Here is a 12,655-nt window from a genome sequence, read left to right on the forward strand (position 1 = left end):
CCCGGACCTGCAACGCAACTGCCTGCACAGCCGGTCGGAATCTGCATGACCACACCGCATGGCGCGGCAGGGCACTGGTCGCTCCTGACGAGGCGGATGCCGGCCTCGCGGAGTGGGCCTGCATCGACGTGCTTCGACGTCTGACCACTGAGCGGTCGTGTGTGTTCCGGGCGGTTCGAACCGCCCGGAACACACACAACGCCAAAGCAGTAGCAGGCCTACCGGGCGAGTTCGGTCGGATCATCAAGCCGCGTCAGCTTCCGCGGGTTCGCCACCGCGTGGATCCGGATGACCCACCCGTTCTCCACCACGAGGCTCACCGCGGCCAGTTGGCCGTCGACCTCGATCCGGCCCGCAGGCGCGCCATTGAGCCACACGGCCGACACCACCCGGTCCGGGCGCGCGAGCAACGCCGCCACGAGTTCGGCCCCGTAAACCGGAGCCTGAGCGGCGGCCGCGAGCCCGCCGCCGTCGGCGACCAGGACCACGTCCGGTGCCAGGACGTCCAGCAGTTCCCGCACCTGCCCGGTGCGCAACGCGGCCAGGAACCGTTCCACCACGGCCTGTTGCTCCGACCGGCTCACCGGCACCCGAGGCCGCCGGGCCGCCACGTGCTCGCGTGCCCGCCGCGCGATCTGCCGCACCGCGGCCGCGGACTTTCCGACGGCCTCGGCGATCTCGCCGTACGGCATCTCGAAGACCTCGCGGAGCACGAACACCGCCCGCTCCGTCGGCCCGAGCGTCTCCAGCACGGTCAGCATCGCGATCGAGACGCTCTCCGCGAGCTCGACGTCCTCGGCGACATCAGGGCTGGTCAGCAGCGGCTCCGGCAGCCACTCGCCGACGTACTCCTCGCGGCTGCGCGACAACGTCCGCAGACGGTTGAGCGCCTGCCGTGTGACGGTTCGGACGAGGTAGGCCCGCGGGTCACGCACCTGTGAGTGGTCGACGTCGGCCCACCGCAGCCAGGACTCCTGCAGCACGTCCTCCGCGTCGGCCGCCGAGCCGAGCATCTCGTAGGGGACCGTGAACAGCAGGCTGCGATGGGCGACGAACGGGTCCTCGGTCATGCCGTCGACGCTGTGCCGGACGGCTCAGGACGCGCGGCCGGCGGAATCTCGCAGGCATCGGAGTAGCCCTGCGACGTGATCCCGTGCGCCGTATTGCACCTGGTCGCCATGTTGGCGAAGCCGATGAACGCGGTGAGTTCGACCAGCGCCGCCGGGCCGAGCCGGTCGAGCGGACGCTTCGACAGCTCGTCGGTGACGGTCGGCGGCTGATCGTCATGGCCTCGGCGTACTCGAGAACGTCGCGCTCCAGCGGCGTGAACACCTCCGACTGCCGCCAGCGCGGCACCTGGCTCGCCTTGGCCAGGTCCAGGTTCTGGTTCAGCGCGTGGAAGGAGTTGATGTCGAGGCACCAGCTGCAGCCGACCTGCGCCGCGACAGCCATGTGCGCGAACGTCTTGAGGTTCGCGTCGGCCGCGTCCCACTCGGCCACCTTGGCCGAGAACTCCTGGTTGGCCTCGGCGAGCTTGGGGTTGTTCCACAGCACCTCGACGGGCTCGGGCACGGCACCGAGCAGCTTGATCATGTTTTCGCGGAGCTCGGCGGTGAGCTCGGCCTTCGGGACGCGTAGCGTCAGGGTGTTCTCCTTGTACGTGTGCCTGTTTGGCCGTTCGGCATGAAGACACCGCCGGACCCGCACATGTGACAACGGGGCTGAGGAGTAATCAGAGCCCCCGGCACCTTCAGCTCCTCACACGGCGGCTACATCGAGCGCGCGCCGCCGAGCGAAGGCGTAACGGAACCATCGTTCCCCGACGCCTTCGCCGCCTGCGAACGGGCCCGCCGGCCTTGCACGTCGGGGTCGAGTCCCCAGGCGCAGACCCACGTCGGCGTAATCCGGATGACCTCACGGCTCATGAACGAGACCGGGAGGTCGACGTCAAAGAGCGCCACGGCAGTGCCGCGGATCTCCAGGCCCCGCACCGTCCAGGGGTCCGTCGACACGACACCCGGGTCGTCCAGCGGCCTGTCATGCGTGGGCCGCTGGATCGTGTCCGGTTGGTCAGGCCGGAGCGGCGGGCGGCGTCTGGCATGGTCGGTCGGCAAGGCGGCCGGAAGGTCCGGTGTCCGTTCGGCTGCGATGCTCTCGGGTGTGCCGGGCCGCACGCTGAGGCGGTCCGCGCCCCCGTGCTGCCGCGTTTGGCAGCGCTCTGGGGCTGTGAAACGCTCGGTTTGTGGCATATCTGCCCCGCGTCTGCACATCGATCTCGAACGGGTGGGCCCGGCTGTCGGTCGGGAGTCCCCGCGGATCCGCGCTCCCGTTCGGGAGTAAGGAACAGCCATGACGACGACTGAGCACGTTCACGACCGCGACGACCACAGTGACCCCACCTTGTACCGCACTCCGGCGGATGCCGTCGCTGCGCCCCCGGAGAAGCTCGCCTATGTCGTCGGTTTCGACCCGACCGCACAGCGCGCGGACGCGTTGTTCACCGTCGGCACCGACCCCGAATCCCCCGTATACGGCCGCGTGACCTCCCACGCCGAGCTGCCCGGCCTGGGCAACGAACTGCACCACTTCGGCTGGAACGCCTGCTCGAGCGCGCTGGCGCATACCGGTCATCATCACGCTACGCGGCGCTACCTCATCATCCCGGGACTGCGCTCCTCCCGGCTGCACATCTTCGACACCAGCCCCGATCCCGCCCGCCCGCGCCTGGTCAAGGTGGTCGAGCCCGAGGAGCTGGCCGCCAAGGCCGGATATTCGCGTCCGCACACACTCCACTGTGGCCCCGACGGAGTGTTTCTGTCCTGCCTGGGCGGCGCGGAGGGTGCGGACGGGCCTGGCGGCGTCGCGCTGCTGGACCACGAAAGCTTCGACGTGCTGCGCGCCTGGGAGAGCGACCGCGGACCGCAGCGGCTCGCCTACGACCTCTGGTGGCATCTGCGCCAGAACATCGCCGTGACCAGCGAGTGGGGGACCCCCTCGATGTTCGAGGACGGCCTTGTCCCCGAACTGCTGCTGGGTCGCCAGTACGGCCACTCGCTGCACTTCTGGGAGCTGGACTCCGGCCGACACCTGCAGCGCGTCGATCTGGGGGATGAGAACCAGATGGTGCTGGAGCTGCGTCCCGCGCACGACCCCGAGGCAACGTGGGGGTTCGCACACACCGTGGTCAGCGTGGAGGACCTGTCGGCGTCGGTGTACCTGTGGAACCGGGAGGGCGAGGACTTCGTGGTCCGCAAGGTGATCACCATCCCTGCCGAGCCCGCGCAAACGGAGGACCTGCCCCCGGCGCTGCAGCCGTTCGGCGCCGTGCCCCCATTGATCACCGACATCGATCTGTCGGTGGACGACCAGTGGCTGTACGTATCCGCATGGGGAACCGGCGATCTGCACCAGTACGACGTGAGCGACCCGTTCCATCCGAGGCAGACCGCGTCCGTGCGTCTTGGCGGCATCATCAGCCGACAGCCGCATCCCGCCGAGCCGGACACTCCGCTGACCGGCGGAGCGCAGATGGTCGAGCTCAGCCGCGACGGGCGGCGGGTGTACCTGACGAACTCCTTGTACGGCACCTGGGACGCGCAGTTCTATCCCGCGGGCATCGACCCGTGGATGGTCAAACTCGACGCCGACACCTTGCACGGCGGGCTTTCCGTCGACAGCCGCTTCTACCCGCACGGCCCGGACTTCCTGGGCTTGCGCGTGCACCAGACGCGCCTGCAAGGCGGCGACGCCTCCTCGGATTCGTACTGCTACCGCCGCTGAGGCTTGTGCTCCGCGAGCGCCGGCGCTCGCGGCGGTTGCTTGCTGTTGCGGTGGCGAGTTCCTCTGCCCTGTCATGCCGGCCCCTGGGCGTTCCGGGCGGCGGACAGCACGGTCAGTCAGCCCCCGGGATGCCGACAGCCTCGCGCAGGCCGCGTGCCCACGGCACCGGGCCACGCCGATCTCAGGCGTGGTCGACCCCTGGCAACGCCCGCCCGCAGTAGCCGCAGCCTGCTCAGTGAGTGTCCATGACTGAGCCCGGACACTGCATCGCCGTCATTTCTCATGAACATCCGAGAGCCCTTGGATGCCAACCGCTGGTGCAACTCATCGATAAACGCTGTCACTGGAAGTGAACGAAGCCAGGCTCCGGCGTGCTCGGTCTGTTGTTTGCGGTGCTGGTCGCCGTGGCCGGTGTCCGGGGCTGCGCGGCCGGCGCCCGCCTGCTCAGCCATGTCGTCTCCGGTCGCCCCGCTCTCTGCTGGGTCTGGGCCGTCGTCGGCGGCCATCGCCGGCACCTTGTCGGGCCTGCCGCCGTGCTGGGTATCGGCGTGGTCATCGTGGGCCGTCCCCGGGGCAAGGGTTTTTCCCCGATGCCGAGGCGGTGGGTGGTGGAGGGAATCTGCGGGTGGCTGATGTTCCACCGGCGCCTGGTGTGTGGGTGGTTGTTGATGGGAGGCGGTTATAGGCGGTGGATGACGAGGGCGATGTCGTCGGGGCTGCCGGTGGTGACGCCGAGGTGGGTCAGGAGTGTGTCGGCGAGTTGTTCGACGGGGAGGGTGCTGTACTGGGCGAGGGTGTCGGTGAGCCGGGTCAGGCCGGTGTCGATGTCTTCGTCGCGGCGTTCGATGAGGCCGTCGGTGTAGAGCACGAGGGTGTCTCCTGGGGTGTAGGGCAGGCCGGCCTGGGGGCGGGGGACGTGTTCGGGTCGGGCGCCCAGTGGGGGGTCTGTGGCCTGGTCGAGGAGTTGCCGGCTGCCGTCTGGGTGGAGCAGTACCGGTGGTGGGTGGCCGGCGTTGCTGTAGATGATCAGTCGGCTGCGGGGGTCGATGAGGACTTTGGCTACGGTGGTGGCGAGCGCGCCGTCGACCGAGCGGGCGTACAGGCCCAGTATCTCCAGGGCCTGTGCGGGGCTGGGAACGGCTCGGATGGCTGCGCTCAGGGCGCTGCGGAGCATGCCCATGACGGCGGCGGCCTTCAGGCCGCGGCCGACGACGTCCCCGATGGCGATGGAGTAGCGGTCGGGCGGCAGGTCGACCACGTCGTACCAGTCGCCGCACACGTTGAGTGATCCGCTGGCAGGCAGGTAGCGCACGGCGATGTCCGGGTGTCTGTCCAGGTCGGGCGAGTGGAGCATGACCTCCTGCAGGGTGACGGCGATTTCGCGTTCGCGGGCGTGCGCCTGGCGCAGTTGCTCGTTGAGCTGTTCCAGTTCGTGCGACCGGGCGTACACCTGGGCCGCGATCCCTGCCTGTTTGCTCAGCGGCTCGGTGAGTTCACCGATGACGGGGGAGCGCATGAACTCGGTGACGTCGTCGGCCCGCGCGATGATCCATTTCACCGTGCCGTCCGGCCCCAGGACGGGGCTGGACATTCCGCACCACCATCGCTCCTCGACCTCGCCGGGCCGGCCGGCGAGGGGTATGTCGAATCGCTGCGGTGCCACCACATCGGGCTCGCGGGAGTCCAGCACGCGCTGGAGTGAGGCGCCGAAGTCACGCGCCGCGTCCGGCGCGGCAGGCGTGTGCGGGAATGCCTCCAGGATGTACCGCCCGGCCAGTTCTTCGCCGGTCCTGCCGGTGACCCGGAGGTAGGCCCGGTTGGCGTAGCGGACCACCAGGTCGGCGTCCAGCACCAGGTACGGGTTCGGCGCGGCGTCGAACAGCTCCTCGAAATCGATCTCCGCTGTCGTCACGCGCGTGCCCTGCCGATCTTTACGAGCGCGACCGCTTTCCTCTCCAACCTACGAGGTATCCGCCAGGTGCGCCCGCCGACGACGGCCGATCCGTTCCGCGGGGCACCGGCCTTGCCGCACCGTTTCACGGTCCGCGCCTGCTGAACGCCACCGGAGTGGGGAACGGCGGCTGCCCTCTGGTCGGCCACCGGGGAAAGACCACGCAGACGACCGGCCGATCCTGAGAGACGGCAACAACCGGAATCCCTGCGCCTGGACCGCAACAGCGCCCACTCCTTCATGAACCAACTCCCCGGAAGGCAAAGTCGTGCTGCTGTCCCACACCGGCCAACTGCCCCGCGGCCTCGCCGACATCGCCCTGCTGTGGCTCAGACGGCTGCTTGCCGAACCGCGGCAGCCTGCCGCCAAGATGCCACAGGCGGCGGGCGCCGTCGCTCCACCCGGTGGCGATGCCCTGTTCGTCGAGGGTGGCGGTGGCGGTGGCGGTGCGGGCCGGGCGGCGCTGGCGTGTGTCTGCCGCTGGGAGGGGTGGGGAGTCGCTCCGTTGCCGTTCATCTCGCCCTTCGGGTACCTGCACGGCCGGGGCTCTCCTGACAAGCATGATCCCGGGGGGAGGGGGAGCAGGCGGCAATCCGGCGCCGTCACCGGGGGTCCTGCCCCGGGCCGGGGCGCCGGCCCTGTCCAGGAAGGCGGTTGCCGGATGCGCCGTCCCCGGCCCGGCCCCGGCCACACGCCGCCCGGCCACACGCCGCCCGGCCACACGCCGCCCGGTCACACGCTGCCCCGGCCCCGGCCCCACGCTGCCCCGCCCGGGCCCCGGCCCCTGGCCTCCGGCCTCCGGTTCCGGTCCTGGTTCCGGCGCTGCGTGTTCGGTGGCGGGCACGCGGTGCCTGTCGGGGTCTGGTGGTGGTCGGTGTCCTTGCGGGCCGTGTACCGGCGAGGGGGGGGTGGTGTCGACGGCGGAGGCCGGCAGCCGGGTTGCGGGGCTGCGCGGAGGGTGAGGGGGCGGGTGGGGATCGTCTTTGTGGCGGTGCGGCTCGTGTCTGCGGTCGCCGTGGTGGTCGTGTGCGGCGCGGCCGGGGGAGGGGTGTGGCCTGTGACACGTCTGTGACAGTCGGCGGACACGGTCATGAAGTCGGCCGGTCAGGCTTTTGGAAAGCGGACAAATCGCAGCATTCGGGCATATGTCTTCTGCTTCCGAGGGTGTGAGCAGTGGTGACCGAGCCGATCCGTCGGGAGGAAGTCGCATGAGTCTCACACTCGTCATGGCGCAGGACCAGGCGCCCGTTCCTGCGCTGGCCCCGCGTGAGCGGGAGACCCTGCGCCATATCGCCGCGGGGTGCACGTATCTGCAGGCGGCGCGTCAGATGGGGCTGTCCCGGCACACGGTCGATGCCTATCTGCGCCGTATCCGGGCCAAGCTCAACATCGGCAGCACCGCGGAACTCACCCGGCTGGCCATCTCCCTGGGCCTGTGACCGTTCCTAAAGACTGAGCGGGAGCGGGTCCTGTTGCCAGAACTCCTGCTCAGCGGCGGCGCGCATCTGGTGCGTGGTCCGGGTGGGTGGGGGCGGGTTTCCTCACGCCGTCGGGTGTCCGGTCGGGCCTGGGCGGTCCGATGCCCCTGCACATCACTGTGGTGTGCAGGGGGCGGTGTCGTCCGTCGCCGGATCGGGTGTCCGAGGGCGCGTCGCCCGACAACCGCATCCAGCCCCAGCACTCACTCCTGCTCGTGCACGGCGCCGGCCCCGCCACCGGCGCGGCATGGCCGCCGGCGGCGGACGAGTGGGGGAGGTGCGCAGCATCTGTCCGCCGCGCGCGAGGAGGGGACCGCGCCCGGGCCCCCGGCTGCCGGCTGCGCCCAGCGGTCCCGCGGTCCCGGCCCCGGTCCCGGTCCCGGTCCCGGTCCCGCGTGTTGGGCGTCCGGTGCTCCGGCGCGTTGGGCGTCCGGTGCTCCGGCGCGTTGGGCGGCCGGTGACTCGTTAGCCTGAAAGGGCACGAGGGGGCGGGCCCGGCGACAGCCCAGGGAGGCCGGCATGGCTGACATGAGGAGCGGGGCCACACCGAAGGACGGGACACCCACCAGCCCCACCAGCCCCATCGGCCCCACCGGCCCCGCTGACGCCGCCGGTCCCGCCGGCCCCACCGCCGGTCCGGTCGGCGCCGCCGGTCCGGCCGGTCCCGGCGGTGCCTCCGGTCCGGCCGGTCCGGCCGGTCCTTGGGGTGCCGGTACCCTCCGGTATCTGCCGATCGCCGAGCATGGCCTGATCGGTGATCTGCGCAGTGCGGCGCTGGTCGGCAGCAACGGCACGATCGACTGGTACTGCTGTCCGCGTTTTGATGCGCCGAGTGTGTTCGCCTCGATCCTGGATGCGGATCGGGGCGGGTGCTTCGAGCTGGCCGCGGATGTGGTGGCCCGTACGAAGCAGTTCTACTTCCCTGACACCAATGTGCTGATCACCCGTTTCTTCGCGGATGACGGGGTGGGGGAGATCCAGGATTTCATGCCGGTGGTCGACGACTCGCGCGAGGCCGACCGGCACCGTCTGATCCGCCGTGTGGTGTGCGTGCGCGGGACGCTGCCCTTCCGTGCCCGTATCGCTCCGCGTTTTGAGTACGCCACCGTGCCGCACACCGTGCACGTGCAGGCGGGGCAGGCCCTGTTCGTCTCGCCGCGCCTGAGGCTCGCGCTGACCTCCACGGTGCCCTTCGAGGTCGCGGGAGGGGATGTGTGGTCGCTGTTCAAGCTGCACGAGGGCGAGTCCGCGGTCTTCACCCTCGACCGGGTCGGGGGCCAGGTGGCACCGCGGTTCTGTGCCGTGGCGGAGGCGGAGAGGGAGTTCAATGCCACCGTCCGCTACTGGCGGCGCTGGCTGTCCCAGTCGCGCTACCGCGGCCGCTGGCGGGAGATGGTGCACCGTTCCGCCCTCACCCTCAAGCTCCTCACCTACGCCCCGACCGGCGCGATCATCGCCGCGCCGACCACCAGCCTGCCCGAGCAGATCGGCGGGGAGCGCAACTGGGACTACCGCTACGTGTGGATCCGGGACGCCGCGTTTTGCGTGTATGCGATGCTCCGCCTGGGTTTCACCGAGGAGGCCGAGGCGTTCATGGGCTTTTTGTCCGAGCATGTGCGCCACGACACGGCCACGGTGTCGCGGTCCACCGGCCCGCTGCAGATCATGTACGGCATCGACGGGCGCCGGGAGCTGCCCGAGGGTGAACTGTCCCACCTGGAGGGCTACCGGTGCTCGGCGCCGGTACGCGTCGGCAACGCCGCTGTCGGCCAGCTGCAGCTGGACATCTACGGCGCGCTCATCGACTCCCTCTACCTGTACGACAAGTGGGGCCAGCCGCTCTCCAGCGCGCACTGGGACAGCATCGGCGAGCTCGTCGAGTGGGTGTGCGCCAACTGGGACCAGCCCGATGAGGGCGTGTGGGAGACCCGCGGGGGACGCAAGACGTTCCTCTACTCGCGGCTGATGTGCTGGGTGGCCATCGAACGCGCGATGCGGCTGGCCCAGCATCGCGGCCTGCCCGCCGACATGGTCCGCTGGGGCAGCGCCCGCGACGCCATCTACCGGCGCATCATGCGCCGCGGCTGGTCCGCCCAGCGCAACGCCTTCGTCCAGTACGAGGACAGCGACATCCTCGACGCGTCCTTGCTGATGATGCCGCTGGCGAAGTTCATCTCCCCGACCGACCCGAAATGGCTGGCCACCCTGGACGCGCTGGGCCAGGACCTGGTGTCCGACTCCCTGGTCTACCGCTACGACCCGCAGGCCAGCCCTGATGGCCTCAAGGGGGAGGAGGGCACCTTCTCCATCTGCTCGTTTTGGTACGTGGAGGCGCTGACCCGCGCGGGCCGCCTGGACGAGGCCCGTCTGGCGTTCGAGAAGATGCTCACCTACGCCAACCACCTGGGCCTGTACGCGGAGGAGATCGGCCGCACCGGCGAACAGCACGGCAACTTCCCCCAGGCCTTCACCCACCTCGCCCTGATCAGCGCGGCCTTCAACCTCGACCGCATGCTCGGCTAGGCCCGGCGCGGCCCGGGGACCTCCCCCCGACGTCCCCGCACCGCGCCGGGCGGCCTGCAGCCGCCCCGTACCGCGGTTTCCCGGCGTGGCCGACGCACCTCATCCTCGCCGCCCGGCACGGTGCGGGTCATTGACGGCCGGCGCAGGAAGAGTTGACGTTCCGCGCACGGCCTGGGGGAGCGTGCGTGACCTGCGGGCGTGTGCGTGATGGCACCGGGCCCGTGCGGCGTGCCGCCGGCCGGGCGCTTCGCCGGTGCGGCGCGCCGTGGACGCACTGTGGACGCACTGCGGGCGGGCTGTGGGCGCCGGGTGGCCGGCCGGGCGTGGGTCCGCGGCGCCAGGGGCGCGGACGGCGGCGTGCAACGCTGCGGCCCCCGACCCGGGCACGGCCGTTTCTTGACGCAATACGCGCTTTCCCGGGCCACCTGCGGTCAAGGACCATGCGGGTGGGGCGCAAGCGGCGCCGTGCCGTCACGGTGCGACGGCTGCCAGGACCAGGCGGCACCAGAGGCTGCCAGGACGGGGCGGGATGCAAGGGTGAGGACGCTGAGTAGCCGGGATGTGCCGGCAGCCGAGCGGTTCGGCTGGTTTCGCGAGCTGGTGGCCCGCGACATGGCACCGCACGACATCGTCACCGAGCACGTTGCGGATTTTTCCGCCTCGGCGACGCTGTTGTCGCTGGGCGAGGGGATCGGTGTCTCCAGCGTGGTCTTCCCTGCCCTGCAGTCGATCCGTTCGCGGCGCCTCATCCGGCGTTGCGACCCCGAACTGTGGATCCTGGCCCTGGTCGTCAAGGGGGCCATGCAGCGGGAGCAGGGCCAGGGCCGGGTCAGTCCGCGCCCGGGTGACCTGGTGCTCTACGACTCCTCGCAGCCGTACTGGGCATCGGTTGTCACCGACGACGTGGCCCAGTCCATCGTGCTGCATCTGCCCCGGCGCACGGTGCCCGTCGCGGAGCAGGCGCTGCGCCCGCTGGTGGCGACGCCGCTGCCGACAGGGACGGGCATCGGTGCCCTGCTGAGCCAGTTGCTCGGCGGGCTCATCGAGCAGGGGCCGGCGCTTGAGGCCGCTCAGACCAGCCGGCTGGCCTCTGCCGTGCTCGACCTGACCACCGCGTTTTTGGCCGCGGTGAGCCAGGCGGAGGGACCGCAGAGCGCCGCGGCACGGCGGGCGGCACAGCTGCACCAGATCAAGTCCTTCATCCGCTCCCGTCTCGGCGAGCCGGGGCTGACCCCCGCGGCCGTCGCCGCCGCCCACCACATCTCGCTGCGCGCCCTGCACTACCTCTTTTGCCAGGACGGCGAGACGGTCGGCGCATTCATCCGCGAGCAACGGCTGGAGCGCTGCCGGGCCGACCTCGCCGACCCCCGTCTGGCCGGCCGGAGCGTCGCCGCGATCGCGGCCCGCGCCGGTTTCTTCGACGCCGCCGCCTTCAGCCGGTCCTTCAAGGCACGCTACGCCATGCCCCCGGGCGAATACCGCCGAAGCCACGCAGGACCGCAGCCGCCGGGCCCCGCCCGGCGGCCTGCCCTGAAGGAGCTTCTTTCGACACAACGGTGAAGATTCCCATCGGGGGCGACGAGGACCCTGCCCCAAAGTTCTACCGGCGGTAGAATCTGGGGCATGGGTAAGCCGACGAGCATCAAGACAAGCGAGGCGGTGCGCGACCGGCTGCGTATCCTCGCGGCCGAACGCGGTACGACCATCACGGACCTGCTGGAGGACCTCGCTGCGCGGGAACTCACAGACGCCGAGCGCGAGCAGCGTGCGCTCGAAGCCGCCCAGGAGCTCGGCATCGACTACAGCGCACAGATTCAGCAGGCCGGCCAGGACGCCTGGGCGAAGATCCGCGCCCACCAGGGCGGCAGCACCGCATGAACGTGACGGCTGTACTGGACCACACCGCTCTGGCCGCCCTGTATCGCGCGGACGACTTCTTCACCGGCCTCTACATCGAGGCCTCGCGCGGCACCGGCCGCGTCCTGATCCCCTCGCTGTCCGTCCTCGCCGCCGAGCGCCGCCTCCCCGGCGCCGGCGCACACGCCGCCGCCCTGCGCTTCGCGGAAAGCGTCCCCTTCACCACGGATCACGCGCGGGATGCGATGGCATGGCCGAGCGTCGAGTGGCCCGTGGCGCACACGGCTGCGATCGCGTGGCAGGCCGCCAAGACGGGCGAGCCCGTCACCGTCCTCTCCCTCGAACCTCAGCTGTATGCGGGGACGGGTGTCACGCCGCTGAACCGTTCCTAAGGACTGAGCGGGAGTGAGTCCTGTTGCCAGAACTCCTGCTCAGCCGCGTGCTCCGAACGGTGTTGGGCACGCTGGTCTCCCGCTTTCGCTCCACCACCGGGCGGCGCGCATCTGGTGCGTGGTCCGGGTGGGTGGGGGCGGGTTTCCTCACGCCGTCGGGTGTCCGGTCGGGCCTGGGCGGTCCGATGCCCCTGCACATCACTGTGGTGTGCGGGGGGCGGTGTCGTCCGTCGCCGGATCGGGTGTCCAAGGGCGCGTCGCCCGACCGCGATGCTCGCCGCATCGTGCCGGGAAATCTTGCGGGTGGAGGTGGTCAGCGGTTTCTGCCAGTGCTGGGCACCCCGGCGGGAGGTGTAGGCCGGGTCGACCGCGACGATGGCGAGGTCCTGTTCGGCGGCCATCGACACCAGCCGGGCCTTGAGTTTCGCGGTCGGGAAGCGGGAGAGCAGCCGGCGGAAGCGTTTGTTGCGACCGTGCTTCTCGCGGCTTGTGCCGTCGGTGAAGTCGAGGTCTTCGATGGCGATCGCGGTGGCCCCGCAGCGGCGGGTGTGGTGCAGCAGCCGACTCAGCGCGTGCCGGATCTGCGCGTCCCGGTGCTCCGTACTGCCGGTCAGGTCGTAGAAGAAGCGCTGCGGCTCGCCGACCGGGTTGCCGTGCACGTCCAACTGCCAGGC

At 70.6% G+C, this 12,655-nt stretch carries 10 protein-coding genes and 3 pseudogenes; 6 read left to right on the forward strand and 7 right to left on the reverse strand.

The features are described 5' to 3' along the window. Positions 1-218 precede the first annotated feature (218 nt). The 3 genes and pseudogenes from sigJ to ACFY0T_RS47995 form a co-directional block, all read right to left on the reverse strand. Positions 219-1,070 (reverse strand): RNA polymerase sigma factor SigJ, encoded by an 852-nt coding sequence (gene sigJ, locus ACFY0T_RS47985; RefSeq protein WP_388884997.1) that lies wholly within the window; start codon positions 1,068-1,070, stop codon positions 219-221. Continuing rightward, positions 1,067-1,644 (reverse strand): annotated as a pseudogene (locus ACFY0T_RS47990) (carboxymuconolactone decarboxylase family protein). The gene sigJ and the pseudogene ACFY0T_RS47990 overlap by 4 nt, the downstream one beginning before the upstream one ends. A gap of 125 nt (positions 1,645-1,769) precedes the next feature. Further along, a complete protein-coding gene (locus tag ACFY0T_RS47995; RefSeq protein WP_388884999.1) occupies positions 1,770-2,012 on the reverse strand; it encodes a hypothetical protein in 243 nt (80 codons plus the stop codon). A gap of 337 nt (positions 2,013-2,349) precedes the next feature. On the opposite strand from ACFY0T_RS47995, the gene ACFY0T_RS48000 reads away from it, so the two are divergent. Beyond that, positions 2,350-3,780: a selenium-binding protein SBP56-related protein gene (locus ACFY0T_RS48000; protein WP_388885001.1), complete on the forward strand. Its 1,431-nt coding sequence runs from the start codon at positions 2,350-2,352 to the stop codon at positions 3,778-3,780. A gap of 679 nt (positions 3,781-4,459) precedes the next feature. Here ACFY0T_RS48000 and ACFY0T_RS48005 read toward each other — a convergent pair. Both ACFY0T_RS48005 and ACFY0T_RS48010 read right to left on the reverse strand, forming a co-directional pair. Then, a complete protein-coding gene (locus tag ACFY0T_RS48005) occupies positions 4,460-5,692 on the reverse strand; it encodes a PP2C family protein-serine/threonine phosphatase (RefSeq protein ID WP_388885003.1) in 1,233 nt (410 codons plus the stop codon). Between the two features lie 277 nt (positions 5,693-5,969). After that, on the reverse strand, positions 5,970-6,269 hold the full coding sequence (locus tag ACFY0T_RS48010) for a hypothetical protein (protein WP_388885005.1): 300 nt from the start codon (positions 6,267-6,269) through the stop codon (positions 5,970-5,972). Between the two features lie 670 nt (positions 6,270-6,939). On the opposite strand from ACFY0T_RS48010, the gene ACFY0T_RS48015 reads away from it, so the two are divergent. Beyond that, positions 6,940-7,170: a response regulator transcription factor gene (locus ACFY0T_RS48015; RefSeq protein ID WP_388885007.1), complete on the forward strand. Its 231-nt coding sequence runs from the start codon at positions 6,940-6,942 to the stop codon at positions 7,168-7,170. On the opposite strand, the pseudogene ACFY0T_RS48020 reads toward ACFY0T_RS48015, so the two are convergent. After that, positions 7,089-7,391, reverse strand: a pseudogene (locus ACFY0T_RS48020) (hypothetical protein); the annotation flags it as partial. The gene ACFY0T_RS48015 and the pseudogene ACFY0T_RS48020 overlap by 82 nt on opposite strands. A gap of 337 nt (positions 7,392-7,728) precedes the next feature. On the opposite strand from ACFY0T_RS48020, the gene ACFY0T_RS48025 reads away from it, so the two are divergent. The 4 genes from ACFY0T_RS48025 to ACFY0T_RS48040 all read left to right on the forward strand — a co-directional run bounded on the left by ACFY0T_RS48025 (position 7,729) and on the right by ACFY0T_RS48040 (position 11,981). Next, entirely contained in the window at positions 7,729-9,732 is a 2,004-nt protein-coding gene (locus tag ACFY0T_RS48025; RefSeq protein ID WP_388885009.1) for a glycoside hydrolase family 15 protein, read from the forward strand. Between the two features lie 537 nt (positions 9,733-10,269). Continuing rightward, positions 10,270-11,292, forward strand: a complete 1,023-nt coding sequence (locus tag ACFY0T_RS48030; protein WP_388885011.1) for a helix-turn-helix domain-containing protein — start codon at positions 10,270-10,272, stop codon at positions 11,290-11,292. A gap of 63 nt (positions 11,293-11,355) precedes the next feature. Continuing rightward, the gene (locus tag ACFY0T_RS48035) at positions 11,356-11,610 is read left to right on the forward strand and encodes a hypothetical protein (RefSeq protein ID WP_388885013.1); all 255 of its coding nucleotides are present in this window, start codon (positions 11,356-11,358) and stop codon (positions 11,608-11,610) included. Next, the gene (locus ACFY0T_RS48040) at positions 11,607-11,981 is read left to right on the forward strand and encodes a PIN domain-containing protein (protein WP_388885015.1); all 375 of its coding nucleotides are present in this window, start codon (positions 11,607-11,609) and stop codon (positions 11,979-11,981) included. Before ACFY0T_RS48035 ends, ACFY0T_RS48040 begins: the two co-directional genes overlap by 4 nt. On the opposite strand, the pseudogene ACFY0T_RS48045 reads toward ACFY0T_RS48040, so the two are convergent. Continuing rightward, positions 11,978-12,655, reverse strand: a pseudogene (locus ACFY0T_RS48045) (IS200/IS605 family accessory protein TnpB-related protein); the annotation flags it as partial. The gene ACFY0T_RS48040 and the pseudogene ACFY0T_RS48045 sit on opposite strands and share 4 nt — an antisense overlap.

The sequence above is a fragment of the Streptomyces sp. NPDC001530 genome (genome assembly GCF_042894545.1).
Taxonomy (GTDB): domain Bacteria; phylum Actinomycetota; class Actinomycetes; order Streptomycetales; family Streptomycetaceae; genus Streptomyces.